Origin of the sequence: Flavobacterium ovatum, from assembly GCF_040703125.1 — a bacterium.
GTDB classification, from domain to species: Bacteria; Bacteroidota; Bacteroidia; order Flavobacteriales; family Flavobacteriaceae; genus Flavobacterium; species Flavobacterium ovatum.
Genome location: NZ_CP160035.1, coordinates 1,469,416 through 1,490,762, shown reverse-complemented (window position 1 = coordinate 1,490,762; position 21,347 = coordinate 1,469,416). Strand labels below are relative to the sequence as shown.

Sequence of the window (21,347 nt, the reverse complement as noted above, 5' to 3'; positions counted from 1 at the left end):
TTTCACAAAAACCTTTAACTGATATTTAGGGGTGTTTGTCTATGAAAAAGGACCATTCATATATCTTCTTTTTTTAAAATTAATTATAAATCTATTTTTGAACCAATAACAGAGTTCATGACAAAAAACACATTTACAAACCTATTATTTATGATTGCTACCTCATTTATATCAGCTCAACAGACTTATGATATTGATGCAAATACAAATACACAATCAACAAGTATATTCAATAAAAATGAAAACAAAATTAAAGTATCTGCCAAGACACTCATTAATCCTAAAACTGCATTAATCAACTCGGTAGAATTACTGAACATCTCAATTGATTATAAAATGACCAATTATAATTATGCGGAACAACTTAATTCATTTAATAGGATCGCATATAATATTGGAATTGAACATGAGTTTTCATCAAAAACTAAATTAAATTTCAATTTCAACCCTGCAGCTGGGTTTCAGAAAGATTTCGGAGCTTCAGACATCATACTATTAGGAGGATTAGAAATAGAATATCATTTTAACCCTAAAAACTTTTTGAAGCTAGGAATTCAAAGAAATACCATTTTTGGCAAAACTCAAATTTTACCAACTATAACATTTCACCACCAAGTAAACCAAAAATTATCTATTGATGCTGGTTTCCCTAGCACAAGTTTTTCATATTCAAACAACGCCAGAAACCAATTTATATATACAACCTCATTCAGCGGAAGTTCTTATAACATTGATCAATCACCTTTTTCAAACAAATTGACAACTCTTTCAAAAGTTGAGTTTTCAAATTTAAATACACAGTTAGAATATGAACGAAATGTAGATTCCAATTGGTATTTAAATTTAAAAGGTGGATACGATTTTAATAAAAAATTCATAGCAATTGACCAAAAAAACAATCTACTAAACGACTTAAATAACAGCAAGGGATACATCCTTTCATTCGGCATAAAATACAAACTCTAATACAACTAAAAAACATGAATATTTATAAAAAAATTTCAATTTTCACAGCACTTCTAATCAGTATATCATTTGTTAGCTGTAGCACTGACGACGATGAAGAATTATTAGGCAACTGGGTAAAAAAATCTTCTTTTGACGGTCCAGCTCGCTCTAGCGCAACCAGTTTTGTTATTGGAAGTTTTGCCTTTGTAACTACCGGCTATACTGGTGACGAATATCTTAACGATCTTTGGGCATACAACTCTGATGGTGATTACTGGGAACAAAAGGCAAATTTCATTGGAACAGCTAGAAGCGCAGCATCAGGATTTCAATTAGACAACAAGGGATATATTGGCCTAGGTTATGACGGAACTAATAAATTAAAAGATTTTTACCAATACGATCCCATGACAAATATCTGGACAAAAAAATCAGATTTTGGTGGAACTGCTCGTTATTCTGCTGTAGGATTTCAAGTTGGCAACAAAGCATATTTTGGTACAGGATACGACGGAAACTATCTAAAAGATTTCTATCAATACAGCCCAACAACTGACTCGTGGATGCTTGTAAGTGGTTTTGGCGGAAACAAAAGAAGAAACGCAACAGTATTTGTCATAAACGACAAAGCGTACTTAGGAACTGGGGTTAACAGCGGTGCTTATCAAACCGATTTTTGGGAATTTGACCCAAGTACAGAAGTATGGACAAAGAAAAGAAGCTTAGACGATTCCGAAGACGATCATGACACTTACTTAATCACAAGATCAAACGCCGTGAGTTTTTCTATGAATGGTTTGGGCTATATTGCATGTGGTGAATATTCGAAAACCATTTGGGAATACAACCCTACAACTGACCTTTGGAACGATAAAACTTCTCTAGAAGGATCTGCGAGAACGGATGCAATTGGTTTTGCCATCAATCAAAGAGGTTTTGTTTTACTTGGAAAATCAGGCTCTTCCTATTTTGATGATGCTTGGGAATTCAAACCATTAGAGGAACAATCAGATTATGACAATTAATAATAATAAAAACACAAAGCGCTTCTGGTTCAATAACCAGGAGCCTTTTGGCTATTCACAACTAGCAAAATACGCCTTCTTTTTGGCAATGTACCTATGTTTGGTTTCCTGCAATTATAAATCCAGAATGAGTGTTAGCACCATAAAAACTGAAAATGGATGGGGCTATACGATAACTCAAAATGATAAAATAATCATTAAACAAACCATTATACCAGCGGTAGAAAACAACAGTAGTTTCAAATCAAAAAGGGACGCAATGAAAGTTGGAGAGCTTGTTTTGCAAAAATTGAACAACAATTTATCTCCAACAGTAACCAAAAATGACTTAAATTTATTGTCGATAAAGATATAAATGAAGCTAGAACAAATAAAAGATACTATTTCAAACAAAATACTTATCCATAGTATTATTTGGTGCTTATTTATTCTGGCAGCATTAATTCCGTTCTACGAAAACAAATCAAATATCAATAGTGATTTTTGCTTTCAGTGGATTTCAGGAATAAGCTTATTTTACGTCAATTTTTACTACCTAGTTCCCCGATTTCTTTTACAAAAAAAACTATGGGAATATTTGATGATTCTCTTTGCAATTATCGTTTTATTTCTGATGATTCGCCTTGCGTTCTTCCCTCATGAAATACATCTTGAAGATCATCCAATAGAAAATTTTACCCCAAAAAGAAGGCCTCATTTTTTTATGAAATTCTTGCCTATTTTATTTTATCTTTTTATTACCGCAGGAAGCACGGTTATAAAGACTCTTTCTGAATATTATACCAATCAACAAAACAAATTGATTGCAGAATCGACTCGAACGGCGACAGAGCTAAATTATTTAAGAAAACAAACCAATCCCCATTTTTTATTTAATGCCTTAAATAGTATTTATTCATTGGCATATCAAAAATCAGATAAAGTTCCTGACGCTATCGTCACCTTATCTGAAATGATGCGTTATATGCTTTATGAAACTGATAATCAAACTGTATTTTTAGAAAAAGAAATAAATTATATCAAAAACTACATAGAATTACAAAAATTAAGACTGAATAATATTGAAAACATCTATATTAATATTCATGGAAACACGAAAGACAAACAAATAGAACCTTTGTTATTAATTGCTTTTGTTGAGAATGCTTTTAAATACGGAACCAATTATAAAGGGGTTGCTTATGTGAAGATAAAAATCACTATTGAAGATGACAATCTCGATTTTTGGATTGAAAACAAGATTCAAGAATTCAACAAAGACCCAGACAATTCTGGAATAGGAATGAATAATATTGAAAGCAGACTCAATTTACTTTATCCAAATTCGCATCAATTAACAATCCTAGAGCAAAATAAAAACTATAGTGTTCATCTGAAATTAAATCTAGATCAAGTCAAAAAAGCAAATACTTAAACTGTTTCCTTGTATTGACACTATTAACAAAAAATTCAAAAATATGAAATGTGTAATTATTGATGACGAGCCACTAGCGGTTGATTTAATAAAGGAATTTGTTAGTCGTGTTGACTCACTTGAATTGGTTACCACTTTCAACAATGCTATTGATGCCATATCAGTAATAAATCAAACAAGTGTGGACTTAATTTTTTTAGATATTGAAATGCCTCATTTTTCTGGAATTGACTTTTTAAATGCAATTGATAAAAAACCTTTAATCATTTTCACTACTGCTTATGAAAATTATGCCGTAGAAGGTTTTAATTTAGGCGCAGTGGACTATTTGGTTAAGCCAATCCCATTCAATCGCTTTTTAAAAGCTGTTGCAAGAGCACAACAACTCTACAAACCAGCCATTACAACAAACATCAATACCGTTGTCTCATCTGAATTAGAGCAAGATTTTATGTTTGTAAAAGCTGATTATGAGAATATAAAATTAAATTATTCTGATATTTTATATATCGAAGGATTGAAAGATTATGTAAAAATACACACCACAGATCACAAGTACATCCTTACATTAATTAGCCTCATTAAATTGGAACAAACTCTAGCTACTAAAGGTTTTGCAAGAATTCATCGATCTTACATCATTAATATCAAACATGTAAAATCAATACAAAAGAACAAGGTGATTATTGACGAAAAAAGGATTCCAATTAGCGAAAGTTACAAAACAGCTTTCTTTGAAAAAATAAACATCTAAATAAAAGATTACTCTTCTTTAAACCAACTAGAATACAGCACATAATTATTAGCAATGCGCTCAATTTCACCAGCAAAATCTGACTGACTAATTTCTTTTACTTTTTTAGCAGGAACACCCGCCCAAATAGAACCAGCAGTAACTACTGTATTTTGAGTTAACACAGCTCCTGCGCCTATTATAGAATGACTTTCTACAATACAATTATCCATTACAATTGCCCCCATTCCGATCAAAACATTGTCGTGAATCGTACAACCGTGAACAATGGCATTATGACCAATTGAAACATTATCACCAATAATTGTTGGGTGTTTTTGGTAAGTACAATGAATCACTGCTCCGTCTTGAATGTTTACTTTATTCCCTATTTTTATAAAATTCACATCACCGCGAATAACCGCATTGAACCATACGCTACAAGAATCCCCAAAACTAACATCTCCTACTATCGTTGCATTTTCAGCCACATAACAATCATCGGGAATTTGCGGAGAAACTCCGTTAACAGACTTAATCAACATGATAAAAAAATAATTAGTTAATAGCAGGACACTTACATTCGTACTTAGCTCTTTTGCAAAATAAGTTAAGACCTAAGGTGATTTGGTGATAACCACCATTATCAAATTTAACTGCCCCTGAAAGGTGTGAATAAGTATATGCAAACATGAAATTATTATAATTCACACCAACAATTGGAGTAATGTATTGAAGATGTTGTGTAGACGTACCTGTTCCGTTGGAGTAATTTGCACCATCGATACTTCTACGGTAAGATAAGCCGCCCCATACCGTCCCAAAGTCCATCGCCTTATATGCTTTGATGTTTAAATCAAATGAACGCTCTTGTGTCCTGCTTACTGATTGTAGTAGTACGGAAGGTTCCCATAATATCCCATCCTCATTCCCAAAAACATATCCCGCACTTAAAAGGTACTTTCTCAAATTATCACTTTCAAATTCAGAATAAATATCTCTCCTTGTTTCCATTAGGTTTTTTACAGTCGCATGAGCATAAAAATCTAAGAAATTATATGACATACCAATGTCAAAATTAGGATAAGAGTCTTTTTGAATAACGGTACCATTTATCAAGGGATCAAAGTTACCGGATTGTCTAAACTGAGTTTCATCTAATTGACTTTGAATTAAACCGGCACTAATACCGAAAGACAATTGATTCAAATCAACTTCATCTCTCGAAAACATCAAATGGTAAGCATAACTAAGTTTGACACCTTTTTGAGAATGGTATCCATTTTTATCATTAAATAGAATAATTCCAGCGCCCGCTTTCTCACTAATTCTTCCATTAAAACTTAATGTTTGTAATGAAGGAGCATCAGATTGATCAAACCACTGCTTACGTGCCGTTAATCTTACTTTAGCGCAATTCGCAGCTCCTGCCATAGAAGGGTGGATCAAATAATAATTATCAGATAAATAATCCGAATATACAGCTATCCCTTCTTGAGCGAAAGAAAAACTCGTGAAAAGAAATAAAACTATGACTAATTTAAATTTTGAGAACATTGAAAATATTTAAAATGACTATTTAAAATTACTTAAAACAAACAAAAAAACTGCCTAACATTTAAAATAAAGTTAATTTATCCATTAATATACCAAATATAGTTAATCATAGAAAATAACTTTAGTAAATTTGTAAAAATTTAAAAAATCATGACAAAAGTTTTAATCAAAGAAACACAAAACCCAACTATATTAAAGTTTGAATTTGAAGATTTTATCACTAAAAATGAGAGTTTTGAATTCAAAAATATTGATGAGGCTAAAGCTTCTCCTCTGGCGCAACAATTATTCTACCTCCCATTTGTAAAAACAGTTTATATTTCAGGCAATTTTGTTGCTATTGAAAAATTCAGTATTGTGGATTGGAATGATGTTAAAGAAGATGTTGCAGAACAAATCGAACTCTTTGTAAGCAATGGAGGCAGCATCATCAATTTGGAAAACAAAACAAAAAAACAACCCGTTACTGTTTACGGTGAAACCACTCCAAACCCTGCAGCGCTGAAATTCGTAGTTAGCAAAATGCTGACTAAAAATGCAGTTGAGTTCAAAAACATTGACGAAACAGCTGCTTCACCATTAGCAAAAGAATTGTTTAAATTTCCTTTTGTAAAAGAAGTTTTTATTGATGAGAATTATATCTCAGTTACAAAATATGAACTGAACAGTTGGGAAGAAATCACTTTGGAACTAAGAACATTCATCAAACATTACATTGAGAATGGAGGAATTGTCTTTGATGAAAATTTCATTCCTAATGAAGTAAAAAACGAAGCGACTAAAGAAGCAAACTTTGATTCCTTAGATGAGACTTCTCAAAAAATCATCAACATTCTTGAAGAATTTGTAAAACCTGCAGTTCAGGCAGATGGAGGAAACATTGCTTTTGACTCCTATGACGAAACAACTGGTACCGTAAAAGTAATTATGCAAGGAGCTTGTAATGGTTGCCCATCGTCAACATTTACACTAAAAAGCGGAATCGAAAACATGCTAAGAAGCATGTTAAACGACGAAAAAATAAGTGTAGAAGCAGTTTAAAACTCACACTTTTAAACTATCGCAAATAGCGTACAAAAGTTAATTATCACATTTAGTACAAACTCAAAACCTTCTCTAGCAGAAGGTTTTTTATTAAATCCATTATGAATTTAGACCCTAATTACATAGCCAGTTATGGCAACAATTTAATCCAAGAAATAATTGAGTATTCACCCAAATTAATTTCTGCATTTATTATTCTTTTTATTGGCCTTTATGCCATTAGAATCATCAATAGATTGGTTAGAAAAATAATGATCAAAAGAAAACTAGAAGTAACATTATCACAATTTCTTGGAGACATCTTACTGTGGGCATTACGAGTATTATTATTTGTAACCTTCATTTCTAAACTCGGAATCGAAACATCTTCATTTGTCGCCATTCTAGGTGCAATGGGATTGGCTGTTGGTCTAGCGCTACAAGGTTCCTTATCTAATTTTGCAGGCGGAATGTTGATTATTATTTTCAAACCTTTTAAAGACGGTGATTTGATTGAAGCTCAAGGCATGATAGCAACTGTAAGTGAAATTCAAATTTTTGTTACCAAATTAACTACTGCAAACAATCAGGTGGTTTTCATTCCGAATGGAATTTTATCTAATGGCATTATTACCAATTATTCTATCAAAGGTACTCGTAGGGCTGATTTAACTTTCTCTGTCTCTTACGATTCAGATATTAAGCAAGCAAAAGACATCATTCTTGACATATTAAACAACAATCCAAAAGTACTTCAAGAACCAAAACCAGATGTCTTTGTAAAAAACCTAACAGATAGCGCCATAGAACTTGCTGTAAGACCATGGGCAAATAAGGAAGATTATGGAAGTGTATTCACGGAGACTTTAGAGAATTGTAAAAATGCTTTTGACAAAGCTGGCATTATTATCCAACCCTTTGTAAAAGAAAAATCTGCTGCTAATTAAATTATTACAATTATTTTTTTGAAGTTGTAACCATAAAATCTTTCAGGTAGAAAGGTTCAAAATAAGCCACATCTACTGTGGCTTTATTTTTATATTGCTCATAACTCAACGCGCTCATGTCTTTAGCCGATGGAAAAATAATTTCTTCCAAAAAAATAAAACTAGGCTTATTCAAGACTATTTTGCATTTATTAGCACAGTCACCAACAAAATAAATTGGTTCTTGGATTACAGAGAAAGAATCTTCCGTTATAATTTCGGCCTGGGTCTCTCTTTCAACATTTAAATCAGAAGAAAATATGGCACTATAAACCTCCATCCTTCTCGCATCAAGCATTGGGACAATAAATCCGCTAGCAACAGTAACTTGAGAAGCTAGTGATTTCAATGTATCTACAGCAATTAAAGGAATATTCAAAGCATAACACAAACCTTTAGCCGCCGAAACACCAATACGCAATCCTGTATAAGAACCAGGACCTTGACTTACAGCAACTGCTGTCAATTCTTGATAGGAAACTCCAGATTCTTTTAAAGCTTGTTCAATAAACACATGTAATTTTTCAGCATGAGAATAGCCTTCTTCAGCAATTTCAAGACAAACAATTGTTTTTCCTTCTTTAGCAATCGCTACTGAACAGTTTCTGGTAGCCGTTTCAATATTTAAAATATAACTCATGTGTTATTAAAATGGGTTTAAGATGCAAATATAACCCTATTTCCCCTCTTTATCCTTCTTCAAAACTATTTTATCACCTGAATTCAATTCTTTAGAAACCGTGTTATAAGGTCCCGTAATAACTACATCTCCTTTTTTAAGACCACTTATAATTTCAATATTAGTATCGTCTTGAATTCCAGTTTTTACAATTTTTATCTTTGCCTTTTCTCCAATTTTCACAAAAACACATTCTAGTTTTTTATCTTTTTTCACAACTTTCTCATTGGTCTCTAAAACTGCTTCTTCTTTAACTTCTTTGGTTGAGCTCGTATCTGATTTTACAACAATAGAACTAATAGGGACATTTAGCACATTTACTTTTGTTTTGGTAATTATATCTACCGTTGCCGTCATACCAGGCCTAAAAGGAGAATAAGCACTAGGCCTATCCACTAATAAATACTGATAGGATTCTTTTAAAATCCGCACTTTAACTTTGAAGTTGGTAACCTGATCTGCCGTTAAATTATTACTGGCCGAATTTGAAATACTCGTTACAACACCTTTAAATTGTTTTTTCAAATAAGCATCGACTTCAATAGTAGCACTATCACCTTCTTTGATTTTAACAATATCGTTTTCATTGACATCCACCTCTACTTCCATATTATTCAAATTAGCTACCCGTAAAATCTCAGTACCAGCCATTTGTTGAGTACCTAAAACCCTTTCACCTAACTCTACATTTAACATCGAAATGGTTCCGTCAGCTGGAGCGTAAATCAACGTACGCCCTAAATTATCATGCGCTTCATTAACAGATGCTAATGCGCTTTGAACATTAAAAAAAGCTGCTTGTTTACTTGCTTTGGTCACTTCAAAAGTAGCTACAGATTTATCCCAATCTGCCTTAGATATAATTCCTTTATCAAATAAAATTTTATTTCTATCGTAGTTCAATTTAGACTCTTTATACTGCGCTTCAGCTTGTGCCAAATTTGACTTAGAGCTAGACAAACCCGCCTTCGTTCTGTCCAAACTCGAAGTATATAAATCAGGATTAATTTTTACCAACAAATCTCCTTTTTTGACTAATTGACCTTCTTTTATAGGAAGTGCAGTGATTTCACCAGAAACCATAGAGGCAATTTTCACCTCAATTTCAGGTTGAATTTTACCCGTTGCTGAAACAGTCTCGACAATAGTTCTAGTCAATACTGTAGCAATTTCGACTTCTTTACCGTCGTTACGATTTCCTATCACTCCTTTTTTTACGAGTAATATTAAAATACCTATTACAGCTACAGTAATGGCAATTATATAATACAATCTTTTCTTTGACATGATTACTGGTATTTGACAATTGGAATTCCAAAATAGAACTCCAATATTTTAATTTTAAAAATATAATCGTATTTGGTTCGCAACACTTCTGACTGCGCATTAGACAAAAACGTTTGAGATTGACTTAAATCGAAAGAATTCATTAAACCTACTTCAAATTTCTCATTTGCATAACGAAATGATTCTTGCCTAGCTTCCAATGATTCCAAAGCCGACTCATAGGATTTCAAAGCTCCATTCGCATCTGTAAATGCGGTATAAACATTACGTTCTAAATCTAGATTTTGTTGTTCCAATGCTATTTTAGATTTTTCAAAATCCACTTTAGAACGCTCAATAGAGTTTCGTACTGAAAAACCATTAAAAACCGGAACATTAAGTTGTGCACCAAATGACTGTCCTTTATTATCACTAAACTGATCAAAAAATGGAGGCGCAGATTGTACTCCAATTACAGAACCATTTGTATCTCTAAGCGCAATGTCTGCATAAGAAATTCGAGTGTTGAAATTATAAAAACCTTTTAAAACAGGCTGTAATGCCCCTTTCGCTATTGCAACATTCTTCTCTGCAATAGCTAAATTAGTTTGAGCAATTTTTATATCAGTCATTTTTTCCTTTGCAACATCTAAAATAGATTCAGGGGTTTCCATCAAAATACTGGATCGAACAGTAAATTCGTTTTCTTCAACTATATCAAAGTTTTTAAAATCTTTTAATTGCAACAATTGTGTTAAACTTAATTTGGAAATCAACAACAAATTGGACGCATTAACAAGCTTTTGATTATCTAAAGCTACGGTCGCCTTACTATCTAATAAATCACCACGGGGAATCGTACCTGCTTTTACTAAATCTTCAGTTCGACGATACTGTTTCTCATCAATATTTAATTGTTCCTTTTGAATCTTTAAACTTTCAACATTAAAAAGTACTTGTAAATAAGCGTTGGCTACATTCAACGAAATATCTTCTTTCATTTTTAGTAACTGATATTGAGCCGATACAATCGAGAGATTAGCTCTTCTTCTAGTATTTTGATTTTGCAATCCTTTATATATATCAATTCCAACGGAAGCACTAGCCGAACTAAATTGAGTGGTTTTATTTTGCAAAAGCCCTGTTGTAATATCTTGATTTAACCCTATATTCCAAGAGTGAGAACCAGTAGCATTTACAGAAGGCAGAAAACTACCAAAAGCTTCTTTGGCATTAATCGTTGCAGTTTTGGACTCAAATTCGGTTAATTGTATGGAAATATTATTATCCATTGCATACTTCACACAATCGTCCAAAGACCATTTCTTAGATTGCGCATTTAAGGCAGTGCTACAAATAAAAAACAGACCTGAAGTAATCCCAATTAGTTTTCTCATGATTTTTTAAACAGAACTATCTAACGTTATCATACAAATGTAGCAATTTTAAGGCAAGTAAATAACCATTAAGGCCATTAATCAATTTGATAAAAAGCTAAAAACAATCACACGCTACAACCAAATTGAAGAATCCAGAAACAGCAAAGTAGTATTCAAAAAAAACTTCCGCCTAGCAAACTAAACGGAAGTTAAAACCAATAAAAACATCCTACTCCTTATATAAAGTTTGAGACATTTAAAGCTTACTAATTCAAAATGGTTTTTAAAATATTTTAAAATTATTAAAGACTCAAAACAAAACCAACACAATGACTAACAACCTTATATACTTTACAAGTTATTCATTTATTATATTTAAGCAACATTTTTTGTTCAAAAACATTCTACAAAGATTAGGATTCATTTAATCAATCACAAACGATGCATTTGAAAGAATTACACTATAATCGATGAAAAACAATAATAATCGACCAAATGACATTAAAAAAAATTTTATTAGAAAAATTCATCTGTAAAAACATTTAAACAACAAAAAAATAAGTTATTGTTACAAAAAACAAAAGAGAAGATTCAAGATGAAACTATAAGAATATACAGGATTTTGAAATTTAATTTGCCAACACTAGTAATCTAAAAAAAATTAATCCTTTCTAAAAAACAACAAACAATTATAACATTATATTTAAGTATTTTTACTCCTTTTAAAACTTATAAAATGACAAAGATCCTTAGTGTCCCTATATTATTATTAATCACAATAACTTTCAACTCCTGCGGGAGTTTACAACAATTAAACACATTAAAACCAGACCCTGATAATGCAATACCTGTAATCTACGAAACTACTCCTTCGTTTATTAATTTACCAATAACTATTAAAATACAAGACATTGAAAATAAAACAAATTCTTATTTAAACGGATTAATCTATGAAGACAATGCCATAGAAGATGATGATTTGGAAATTAAAATATGGAAACTAGCTCCTATAAAAATCCGCAATGAAAACAATAAAATAATTACTGTTTTACCTTTAAAAGCGCAAGTAAAATACCGAATTGGAACCAAACAAATGGGTATTGAAATGTATGATATTCGAGAATTTAATTTAAATGGACTAATCACCTTAACAAGTAATTGCTCTTTATACAACTGGAAGTTAAAAACAAAAACGGAGTTAAAATCATTAGACTGGAATGAAACACCTACGATGATTATCATGGGAAGAAACGTTCCAATAACTTATCTCATCAATCCTGCTTTAAAATTATTTAAAGCTAAAATTGAAACTAAAATAGATGAAGCCATTGAAAAGTCTATGGATTTCAAACCCAATGTATTAACTGCCTTAGAAAAAATTAGCAATCCTTTTCAAGTCAACGAATCCTATGAAAGTTGGCTAAGATTAAATCCCGTTGAAATCTACGCCAGTGACTTAAAATTTAAAAAAGAATCTGTACAAGTGGAAATGGGGCTAAAATGCACCATGGAAACCCTTATCGGTCGAAAGCCTGAATCCATTTTTGATTCCTCTAAAATAATTTTAAAAACTGTTTCCAAGATACCAAATCAAATTACAACTAATATCATTGCAGTATCCAGTTATAATGATGCTTCAAAAATAATGACCAAAAATTTTCAGGGACAAGAATTTGGAACAGGAAATAAAAAGATAAAGGTCCAAAATGTAAACTTATGGCATAAAGACGGCAAAATGGTAATCGCTTTGGAAGTATTAGGGTCTGTAAATGGAACAATATACTTAGTAGGGTTCCCAAAATACAACGAAATCAAAAAAGAAATCTATTTTGACGATTTAAACTACGTTTTAGACACGAAAAGCAGATTAATGAGAACAGCTAACTGGCTTGCACAAGGAATCATTTTAAAGAAAATACAAGAAAGCTGTAGATACTCTATAAAACCAAATTTAGACGAAGGCAAAAAAACTATTTGGAATTACCTTAATAACTATTCACCAATGACGGGGGTTTATATAAATGGCAAAATGGAAGATATTGAATTTCAAAAAATCCAATTAACCAACAATGCTATTTTAGCCAATTTAAAAATAAACGGAACAATTGATATTAATATCAATGGACTGAAATAAAAACTTATTTTTTATTTTTTCGCATTTTATAAATAGCAAATCCTATTCCCGCTACTAACAAATAAGGGATAACCATCAAGTAAACAATACCATCGTTAACAGCCTCGGCTTGAATTTTATTGGCATCTCCACCTAATGAAGCTCTACACATAGCACATTGGGCATTGGCAGAAAGAGAAAACAAAATAGAAACAAGAAATAAGAAAACAGACTTAAGCCTTCCCTTTTTAAATAAAAACAAACTACGCATAATATGGAGAAATCATAAGATAAACAACAACACCGGTTACGGCAACATACAACCAAATAGGAAAAGTAACTTTAGCAATCTTTTTATGTTTATCAAAAACTTTTGCTAAGGCTCTAACATAAGTTATCAAAACCAAAGGGATAATTATTATGGATAAAATAATATGAGTAATTAAAATAAAATAATAAACATATTTAATAATTCCCTGCCCACCAAATTTAGTAGAATCGGAAGTCATATGATAAGCTACATACATCACTAAAAAAGCAATAGAGCAAGCTATAGCTGTTTTCATCAAATTTTCATGCAACTTCACCTTTCCATTTTTAATTGCCATTACAGCCACTATCAAAGCAACAGCAGTAATTCCGTTTATTGTCGCGTATATTGGTGGTAAAAAGGAAAGTGGTTTAACATCAAAACCTAACTGCCTCAAATTAACGCCAAATAACAACGCAACCACTAATGGAATTGTTATTGAAAGTAAAACAATCCACTTATTATATTTTTGTTCTAAATCTTGATTTTCCATTTTACTTTTTATTCTTGTAATAACATACTAATATCTTGTTGCAGATCTCTAACTCCATTTTTGTCCAGTCCATCATAATACAAAATAGGATTTCCAAATTCATCTTTACGACAACGAATATTCCCGTTTTTATCAATTAAAGCAAAAAGACCAGAATGTTCAAAACCTCCTACTACATTATCATTTTCAGCAGCATATAAATTAAAACCTTTATTTGCTAAACTCAAAATAACATTTTTATCTCCGGTTAAAAAATGCCAATTAGAAGATTTAACACCAAGCAACTCTGCATGATTTTTCAACACTTCTTCAGTATCGTGAACTGGATCAATAGTAATAGAAGCGATACCGAAATTAGGATTACCAAAAAACTTTTTCTCAAGAACCAACATGCTTTGATTCATCTTCGGACAAATAGACGGGCAAGTAGTAAAGAAAAACTCTAAAACATAAACCTTCCCTCTATAGTCCTCATTACTAATCTTAATATTATTTTGATTTATTAATTCAAATTTTGGCGCAGGACCTATTTCAACTAATTTATTATCTGAATTAGATTTTGAAGAAACTTTATCTAATCGATCCGCTTTAACCACGTCACCAGATTGAAGACGGTCAACGATTTTAGGAACAGCATATATTCCGAAAATCAAAACAATAAACGAGATTCCTATATAGGATTTATTTTTAAACATAATACTATTTTATAAGTTGCTTAGAAGCATTATTATTTTTCTTAAGAGCAGCACGATATTCATAAAGTATCACTTTAAAATCATCTGACATCTCATTACTCAAATCGGCAGGATGAAAAGTACTATACCCCTCTTTATATTCATCTGTATTTTTTCGACCTCTTACGTTTCTTGCTTTATCAACAATATAGACATTTGGAGTTCCCGAATATTTATCTAAATGCCCTTTTAAATGTAATTGACTATAATATTCATTAATTATTTCAGGAGAAGTAAATAAGAAATGCCAATGTGAAACATCTGTAAATTCATCTAAGGCATCCATAATTTTTTTTATATCCTCTTCAGTACCAAGGGGACAAACCATTACAAATTGCAAATCTTCGAACGTATGATAGCGTTGGTAAATTTTTTCATTCAGATTAAAAAGATTTCCTCGATTTTTTAAAACCTCAACCCCACCAAAACCCAAAATAGTTATTTTATTTTCAAGCTTAACTTCTTCTCCATTTAAAGACTGCCATTGACCAAAATCAGACACCTTGGGAGTAATTACATCTAATTTGGTAAAGCCATTAACACCGGATGCAAAAAAAAGGTAAGCAACAATGGGCAGAATAAAAAGTATAAAAAGAACTATGTTTTTTTTCATTGAAGTATGATTTTTAAAAACACAAAAGTAAGCAAAAAAAAAGGTATCCGAAAAACGAATACCTTTAGTTTGAATTAATATAGTGTTAAAAATTCCACTTGATAGTCGAATCTTTAAAAACCCCATAAATATAATCACCTTCTGTTAAAAGGATAAAAAGCAAATATAATACTAAGAAAATTAAAGGTATAACAACTGCGTTTTTCAACCAAGAAGTTTCCCCTTCCATATGCATAAATGACCAAACAATGAAATAAGCTTTAAAAACAGTAAGAATATAGAAAATCCAATTTAAAATACTCAATCCTAAGAAGTGTGTAAAATACAAACTATCTGGTCTTACAATCCCTAAAATTACTTCTACAACTGTTACAAAAGATAAAATCCCAAAAACTTTCCAGATTTTCCCTGTATTAGATTCATGTGCGTGTGACATAATAATATTTTTAAAAAATTAAACTAGATAGAAAACTGTAAATACAAACACCCAAACTAAATCAACAAAGTGCCAATACAAACCAACTTTTTCTACCATTTCATAACTCTTACGTTTTTCATAAGTTCCTATAAGAACATTGAAGAAAATAATAATATTAATTATAACTCCAGAGAATACGTGGAATCCGTGGAATCCAGTTATAAAGAAAAAGAAATCAGCAAATAATTTACTTCCGTATTCATTCCTAATTAGATTAGCTCCTTCTACAACATATTTAGCTTGTGCTAAACGTGCAACAGACTCTTCTCTACTTAAGATAGTTTTTTGCTTCGTATCCTTATTAATCACTTCAGTTCTGATTAAAACATCAGGATGAGCACTAAACCCCGCTTGAACCTCAGCTACTGAATAAGAAGGCAAATCAGATTCACTTACAAACCAAGCCCCTTTATTTGAAGTATGTCTCTCTCTTTCTTCTGGCAAGGTTGCAGCAAAATCAGCTAAAGCAACACGCTTCCCTTCTTTATCTACAAATTGCAACAAACTACCACCATGAGTTTCAATTGCACCATATTCACCTTTGATGAAGTTTTTCCATTCCCAAGCTTGAGAGCCAACGAATATCAGACCTCCAATAATGGTCAAAAACATGTAAACAGCAACTTTACTCTTTTTTAATTGATGACCTGCATCAACAGCTAAAACCATTGTTACAGATGAGAAAATTAAGATAAAAGTCATTAAGGCCACATAATACATTGGAGCAGACACCCCATGCATAAATGGAAAGTGAGTGAACACTTCATCGGCCAACGGCCACGTTTCAATAAATTTGAACCTAGAGAAACCGTAGGCTCCTAAAAATCCAGAGAATGTTAAGGCATCTGATACGATAAAAAACCACATCATTAATTTACCATAACTGGCTCCCATTGGCTCGCTTGCGCCGCCTCCCCATGTCTTGTCTTGACTATTTGCAGTAGTAACTGTCGCTTCCATAAAAGTTATTCGTTAAAAAGTTCCCAAATTTACGTTTTTTTCTTATTTAAAGAAATATAAAAATACAAATAAACACACCCATAATAAATCTAGAAAATGCCAATAGATCACAGCTAGTTCTATACCAAGAGTTTGTGTTGAATTGTACTTTTGTTTAAAATGATTATAAATTACAATTAGCAATGAAATTACACCGCCAGCAAGATGCAACAAGTGCACACCTGCTATAACATACAAGAATGTTGTAGTAATTACGCTAGATGCACCTGTAGGATAATAACCCATTGCAATCAATTGAGAGAACCCTACAAACTGTAAAGCAACAAACAATAGACCTAACATTAAAGTACCCGACAAAAATGCAGTTGTCATTATTCGGTTGTTTCTCTGTATTGCTTTTTTAGCCAAATGAATTGTCAGACTACAAGCAATGATCACCACTGTACTCCCAAAAAAAGCAGAAGGAAAATCAAAATCCTTCAACCAATCTACTCTTGACTTACTCACAATAAATGCACTTGTAAGCCCCGCAAACATCATCACCATGCTAATAATAGCAAACAACAGAATCATCTTGTACGAACGCGCTGTTCTTGACTGATGTTCATCTCTTGTCATTGTTATCTCCATAATTATCTTAAAAATTTATCAAATATATAAACCAGCTGCAATAAAGTAATGTAAGACACACTCACTAACATTAATGTTCTTGCCGCTTTTGCAGTTCTCAACTTATACAATTGCACCGCATAATACAACATCCACAGTCCTAATAAAAAAACTAAAGCCGCAGCTATTAATCCAATATGCAATTGTCCAGTATAACCTAATGCAGGTAACAATGAAGCAACAATTAACCAAACGGTATATAATATAACTTGCAATGCAGTTCCTTTATCCTTTTTCCCAGTTGGCAACATGAAAAAACCTGCTTTCTCATAATCTTCATATAAAAACCAACCAATAGCCCAAAAATGAGGAAATTGCCAGAAAAATTGAATCAAAAACAAAGTCCCGGCTTCAATTCCAAAATCACCTGTAGCGGCCACCCATCCTAACATAAAAGGTATCGCTCCAGGAAAAGCACCAACAAAAACAGATAACGAAGTTACTGTTTTCAAAGGAGTATAAACACTTGTATATAAAAAAATTGAAATCGCACCAAACATTGCTGTCTTTGGATTGATCATATACAGCAGACTTAAACCAACTAAAGTCAATATTGTTGCCACAATCAAGGCGGTTCGAGAAGACATTCTTCCTGATGGCACTGGACGATTTTTAGTCCTATCCATCAATAAGTCCAAATCTTTTTCAATCACCTGATTATAAGCATTTGAAGCACCAACCATACAATATCCGCCAATAGCAAGCTTTATCAAAACTGACCATTGAAAAGGATTCTCTTCGCTAAACCCTAAAAAATACCCTGCAATTGAGGAAAATAAAACACTAATAGCAAGTCCTGCTTTTGTTATTTCTTTAAAATCAGAAAAAAGGGATTTAACAGAAAATGTATTTGATATAGAATTCAACTGAACTTAATTTTTTAGACTGGCGCAAATGTACAAATTAGATTGGAGAATATAGAATCTAGGTTTTAGATTTTTCAGTTAAAAACAGTTAAAACTCTATTTCAGATTATTTAATAATCAAAATACCAATTAAACACGTCAGCACGAAGCCCAAGATTAAACCAATTAGTACTTTCTTTAAAAATAGTAGCAGTATTTTGTACAGGTTCAAAATTCCTATAAATATAACTCACAAACAACTTTAAGTTGGTTGAGGGATTCACTAAATAGCCGGCCTGAACATCTCCGATAAAGATTTTAGCCTTATTTCCTTGTCCAACTTTCACGCCAGCATCAGCATAACGATCTAAATCATAATCTCTATAAATATTACTACCATAATTACTTTTAACTCCTGTATTAGAGATATCAAACCCTCGAGTTCCCGTTGTAATTTTTGCATCAGCAAAAAAACGATTTTTATGATATCTAGCAATTACAATTAACTCTTTAAAATTACCCCCCCATTGATGCCCTATGTTTTGATTATTGTGTCCATAATTTGTAATAGGATCACTATGAGAATACACGTAAGGACGTACATGATTATACTCTAACTGCAACAATAAATTATCTATTTTAAATGCATTATAATATTTAGCGCCTAACTGATAACCAAATTTATTTTTCCAACTATTATCGCCTTCTTTAATATCTCCAAGTGAGAACTCATCCAAAAGAAATTGCCCATAAAAATTCAATTGATTATTCCATTTGTATTTATACGTTACCCCCAACAATGCATTTCCTGTTCGTGCTGAAGAGGCAAACTCTACCGAACGATAAAAAATAATTGGATTCACAAAGCTAGCATCAAAACCTCTATCATTAGTATTGGTCCATATTACTGACTCAAAGAAACCTAAATTCAATCGGTTTGAAACATTCCAGCTCAAATAATGATTTGCCATAAATTTAGTCGCATAAGTACGATCGATCGTAACTTCAGGACGAACATCCTTCAACCACATATAGGTATTCGTATATTTAATTTTCCAGAAATTAGTATTGATTTTAAAAAAAGGATAAGGACTAGCTCCATCAGTTTCCAACAAAGAACGATATCCATCCCCTATAAAATTACGCCCATAACCCAATTGCAAATCAATAAATTTATTAGGCGTAAAAGTCAAATTAGCTTCCGCCAAAGGAAAATCATAAGAATCTGTTTTAAACTTTTTAGATATTCCAATACCTGGAATAATTGCTGGATTCCCTCCCGCAGGTTTAATTGATTCCGCATAACGGTTAAAATAATCCGAAAATCGACCTTGACTTTCAAATATGGTAGTCGTAAAGTTTAATTGATTCCCTAATCCTCCTCTAAAGTTGATTGCCCTTGTATTTACATAAGTATAAGGCAACTCACTACCACTATCTTTCCCTACCTGCAAATCTAAAATTGGATTAACATTAAACCAATAATCTTCCCCTTGAATAGCCACCATGTTTTCATTCCACAGTTTCTTTGACCACCAACTAGATGCTTTCTTTTGCAAACTCTCATTAGCGTCTTTAATATTGTAGTATTTAGACACCTCAGCATAAGTATAAGGTTTAGAAGCAGTATGATTATTACTCCCTATTTGATTTAAAGCACCGTCAAATTGTGCATAATAACTATGCGAAAAAGGAATATTCAAATGACTTTCATATTCAGGATTAGAATACTTCTTATAAACCAAACTTTCTAACTCCGTTAGTTGCTTATCATTATTTCTAATAAAAGTAGGATCCGTTTTTACCGTAGCATTTTCAACTTCTGAACTTCGTAAAGGAATAGAAACCGAAATATTAAATTTAGAATAGGTTGCTTTTCCGCTATAAGTTGCAGGTTGAATTTTTTGGAATTTACTAAAAACTCTTTTGGTTTCTTTGATTAACTCATCATCAACTGCATTAACATAAATAACTTGAAACACACCGTTTACATCCACTTCAAAAAGAACCTCTACGACACCTTTAAAGTCTTTTTTAACTAAATGAGGAGGTACAATAAAATTTTGAAAAATAAATTCCTGCACTTTTGTATAAAAGCAAACTTCAAGATCCTTATTATTCAAATTTTCACACTTACCAAAAACAGGAAAGCGTTCTTGAAAATTAGAATCTATACTTTGAGCAACAGATACTAAAGCTAACAAAGACAGAAGGGAGGTAAAAAAAACTTTTTTCATAATTATATAAATCGCAGTTACACCATTAAATTATTAAATCAATAACAAGAACCAATTCAAATCTAATGATTCTTATAGACATCTAAAATAAAAATCCCACCAAGGCGGGATTTTATTAACATATTTTACTCAAAAACTTATAACTATCTAATATATAGAATAGCCCTATTGCTACAGTCGCCCCAAACATATTTGCTAGAACATCAAGCAAATCACCAGTACGACTTTGTGTACACCATTGTTGCAATACTTCAATCAATACACCAAACGATACTGAGAGCAAAAATGAAACTACAAAAGGCTTGAATTTATTCTCCTTTTTAAAATGCAATTTGAAAAACAAAAACCAAAGCATTGTAAAAATAAAATGAAAAACACCATGAATGTATTTATCAAAATTCACAACTTCAACTTGTGGGGCTCCATCTAATCGTATTAAACATAAAACAAGTACAATGGAAGTCCATAAGGTAGCTGCGGACAAGAATAATTTCTTAAGCACCTATTAAAGCTTTATAATCAGCATCAGAAAGCAAAGTTTCATAATCAGCCACATCAGATACTTTTACTTTTATCATCCATCCAGCTCCATAAGGATCTGAATTCACAGCTTCAGGCGTATCTTCTAATGAATCATTAAATGCTATAACTTCTCCCGCCAAGGGAAGAAATAAATCAGAAACTGTTTTTACAGCCTCAACAGTACCAAAAACTTCATCTTTCTCAAGAACTTGATCCAAAGTTTCTACCTCTACATAAACGATATCACCTAATTCTTTTTGTGCAAAATGGGTAATCCCAATAGTTGCTATATCTCCTTCTAGACTAACCCACTCGTGATCTTTAGTGTACTTTAAATTTGACGGTATACTCATTTTAAATTAA

At 31.9% G+C, this 21,347-nt stretch carries 24 protein-coding genes; 8 read left to right on the top strand and 16 right to left on the bottom strand.

The genetic code is table 11. The features are described 5' to 3' along the window. Positions 1 to 117 precede the first annotated feature (117 nt). The 5 genes from ABZP37_RS06405 to ABZP37_RS06385 are packed head-to-tail and all read left to right on the top strand — an operon-like array spanning position 118 to position 4,141. Positions 118 to 966: a DUF6268 family outer membrane beta-barrel protein gene (locus tag ABZP37_RS06405; RefSeq protein ID WP_366186594.1), complete on the top strand. Its 849-nt coding sequence runs from the start codon at positions 118 to 120 to the stop codon at positions 964 to 966. Positions 967 to 980: 14 nt separating this feature from the next. Continuing rightward, positions 981 to 1,973, top strand: a complete 993-nt coding sequence (locus ABZP37_RS06400) for a kelch repeat-containing protein (protein WP_366186593.1) — start codon at positions 981 to 983, stop codon at positions 1,971 to 1,973. Then, positions 1,963 to 2,328, top strand: coding sequence for a DUF4907 domain-containing protein (locus ABZP37_RS06395; RefSeq protein ID WP_366186591.1), 366 nt, complete (start codon positions 1,963 to 1,965; stop codon positions 2,326 to 2,328). Before ABZP37_RS06400 ends, ABZP37_RS06395 begins: the two co-directional genes overlap by 11 nt. Beyond that, a complete protein-coding gene (locus ABZP37_RS06390; protein WP_366186589.1) occupies positions 2,329 to 3,387 on the top strand; it encodes a sensor histidine kinase in 1,059 nt (352 codons plus the stop codon). Between the two features lie 43 nt (positions 3,388 to 3,430). Beyond that, positions 3,431 to 4,141, top strand: a complete 711-nt coding sequence (locus ABZP37_RS06385) for a LytTR family DNA-binding domain-containing protein (RefSeq protein WP_366186587.1) — start codon at positions 3,431 to 3,433, stop codon at positions 4,139 to 4,141. An 8-nt stretch (positions 4,142 to 4,149) separates the two neighbouring features. On the opposite strand, the gene ABZP37_RS06380 is transcribed toward ABZP37_RS06385, so the two are convergent. Together ABZP37_RS06380 and ABZP37_RS06375 are read right to left on the bottom strand one after the other, a co-directional pair. Further along, complete coding sequence (locus tag ABZP37_RS06380; RefSeq protein ID WP_366186585.1) at positions 4,150 to 4,665, bottom strand: gamma carbonic anhydrase family protein; 516 nt, start codon at positions 4,663 to 4,665, stop codon at positions 4,150 to 4,152. 13 nt (positions 4,666 to 4,678) lie between these two features. After that, the gene (locus ABZP37_RS06375) at positions 4,679 to 5,677 is read right to left on the bottom strand and encodes a type IX secretion system membrane protein PorP/SprF (RefSeq protein ID WP_366186584.1); all 999 of its coding nucleotides are present in this window, start codon (positions 5,675 to 5,677) and stop codon (positions 4,679 to 4,681) included. Positions 5,678 to 5,827: 150 nt separating this feature from the next. Between ABZP37_RS06375 and ABZP37_RS06370 the strand changes: the two genes are divergently transcribed. Continuing rightward, complete coding sequence (locus ABZP37_RS06370) at positions 5,828 to 6,718, top strand: NifU family protein (RefSeq protein ID WP_366186583.1); 891 nt, start codon at positions 5,828 to 5,830, stop codon at positions 6,716 to 6,718. Between the two features lie 104 nt (positions 6,719 to 6,822). Then, entirely contained in the window at positions 6,823 to 7,647 is an 825-nt protein-coding gene (locus ABZP37_RS06365) for a mechanosensitive ion channel domain-containing protein (protein ID WP_366186582.1), read from the top strand. A 10-nt stretch (positions 7,648 to 7,657) separates the two neighbouring features. Here the strand turns inward: ABZP37_RS06365 and tsaB are convergent, their stop codons facing one another. The 3 genes from tsaB to ABZP37_RS06350 are packed head-to-tail and all read right to left on the bottom strand — an operon-like array spanning position 7,658 to position 11,028. Beyond that, on the bottom strand, positions 7,658 to 8,326 hold the full coding sequence (tsaB, locus tag ABZP37_RS06360; protein ID WP_366186581.1) for a tRNA (adenosine(37)-N6)-threonylcarbamoyltransferase complex dimerization subunit type 1 TsaB: 669 nt from the start codon (positions 8,324 to 8,326) through the stop codon (positions 7,658 to 7,660). Between the two features lie 36 nt (positions 8,327 to 8,362). After that, a complete protein-coding gene (locus ABZP37_RS06355; RefSeq protein WP_366186580.1) occupies positions 8,363 to 9,652 on the bottom strand; it encodes an efflux RND transporter periplasmic adaptor subunit in 1,290 nt (429 codons plus the stop codon). 2 nt (positions 9,653 to 9,654) lie between these two features. Further along, positions 9,655 to 11,028, bottom strand: a complete 1,374-nt coding sequence (locus tag ABZP37_RS06350) for a TolC family protein (protein WP_366186579.1) — start codon at positions 11,026 to 11,028, stop codon at positions 9,655 to 9,657. Positions 11,029 to 11,746: 718 nt separating this feature from the next. Between ABZP37_RS06350 and ABZP37_RS06345 the strand changes: the two genes are divergently transcribed. Then, positions 11,747 to 13,144, top strand: coding sequence for a DUF4403 family protein (locus ABZP37_RS06345; RefSeq protein ID WP_366186577.1), 1,398 nt, complete (start codon positions 11,747 to 11,749; stop codon positions 13,142 to 13,144). 4 nt (positions 13,145 to 13,148) lie between these two features. On the opposite strand, the gene ABZP37_RS06340 is transcribed toward ABZP37_RS06345, so the two are convergent. The 11 genes from ABZP37_RS06340 to gcvH all read right to left on the bottom strand — a co-directional run bounded on the left by ABZP37_RS06340 (position 13,149) and on the right by gcvH (position 21,337). After that, the gene (locus ABZP37_RS06340; protein WP_366186575.1) at positions 13,149 to 13,394 is read right to left on the bottom strand and encodes a hypothetical protein; all 246 of its coding nucleotides are present in this window, start codon (positions 13,392 to 13,394) and stop codon (positions 13,149 to 13,151) included. After that, on the bottom strand, positions 13,387 to 13,926 hold the full coding sequence (locus ABZP37_RS06335; protein ID WP_366186574.1) for a DUF420 domain-containing protein: 540 nt from the start codon (positions 13,924 to 13,926) through the stop codon (positions 13,387 to 13,389). The genes ABZP37_RS06340 and ABZP37_RS06335 overlap by 8 nt, the downstream gene beginning before the upstream one ends. Positions 13,927 to 13,934: 8 nt before the next feature. Continuing rightward, entirely contained in the window at positions 13,935 to 14,621 is a 687-nt protein-coding gene (locus ABZP37_RS06330; protein ID WP_366186572.1) for an SCO family protein, read from the bottom strand. Between the two features lie 4 nt (positions 14,622 to 14,625). After that, on the bottom strand, positions 14,626 to 15,273 hold the full coding sequence (locus ABZP37_RS06325; RefSeq protein WP_366186570.1) for a hypothetical protein: 648 nt from the start codon (positions 15,271 to 15,273) through the stop codon (positions 14,626 to 14,628). 85 nt (positions 15,274 to 15,358) lie between these two features. Next, positions 15,359 to 15,709: a cytochrome C oxidase subunit IV family protein gene (locus ABZP37_RS06320; RefSeq protein WP_366186568.1), complete on the bottom strand. Its 351-nt coding sequence runs from the start codon at positions 15,707 to 15,709 to the stop codon at positions 15,359 to 15,361. 18 nt (positions 15,710 to 15,727) lie between these two features. Next, the gene (locus tag ABZP37_RS06315; protein ID WP_366186566.1) at positions 15,728 to 16,711 is read right to left on the bottom strand and encodes a cytochrome c oxidase subunit 3; all 984 of its coding nucleotides are present in this window, start codon (positions 16,709 to 16,711) and stop codon (positions 15,728 to 15,730) included. Positions 16,712 to 16,753: 42 nt separating this feature from the next. Next, positions 16,754 to 17,341 carry a cytochrome c oxidase subunit 3 gene (locus ABZP37_RS06310; RefSeq protein WP_366186564.1) on the bottom strand — a complete coding sequence of 196 codons (588 nt, stop codon included), beginning with the start codon at positions 17,339 to 17,341 and terminating at the stop codon, positions 16,754 to 16,756. A gap of 2 nt (positions 17,342 to 17,343) precedes the next feature. Next, positions 17,344 to 18,246 carry a heme o synthase gene (gene cyoE / locus ABZP37_RS06305; protein WP_366186562.1) on the bottom strand — a complete coding sequence of 301 codons (903 nt, stop codon included), beginning with the start codon at positions 18,244 to 18,246 and terminating at the stop codon, positions 17,344 to 17,346. 110 nt (positions 18,247 to 18,356) lie between these two features. Then, positions 18,357 to 20,462, bottom strand: coding sequence for a gliding motility protein RemB (locus tag ABZP37_RS06300; protein ID WP_366186561.1), 2,106 nt, complete (start codon positions 20,460 to 20,462; stop codon positions 18,357 to 18,359). Between the two features lie 115 nt (positions 20,463 to 20,577). After that, positions 20,578 to 20,964, bottom strand: a complete 387-nt coding sequence (locus tag ABZP37_RS06295; protein ID WP_366186560.1) for a VanZ family protein — start codon at positions 20,962 to 20,964, stop codon at positions 20,578 to 20,580. Continuing rightward, positions 20,957 to 21,337, bottom strand: a complete 381-nt coding sequence (gene gcvH, locus ABZP37_RS06290) for a glycine cleavage system protein GcvH (protein ID WP_366186559.1) — start codon at positions 21,335 to 21,337, stop codon at positions 20,957 to 20,959. The genes ABZP37_RS06295 and gcvH overlap by 8 nt, the downstream gene beginning before the upstream one ends. Positions 21,338 to 21,347 lie beyond the last annotated feature (10 nt).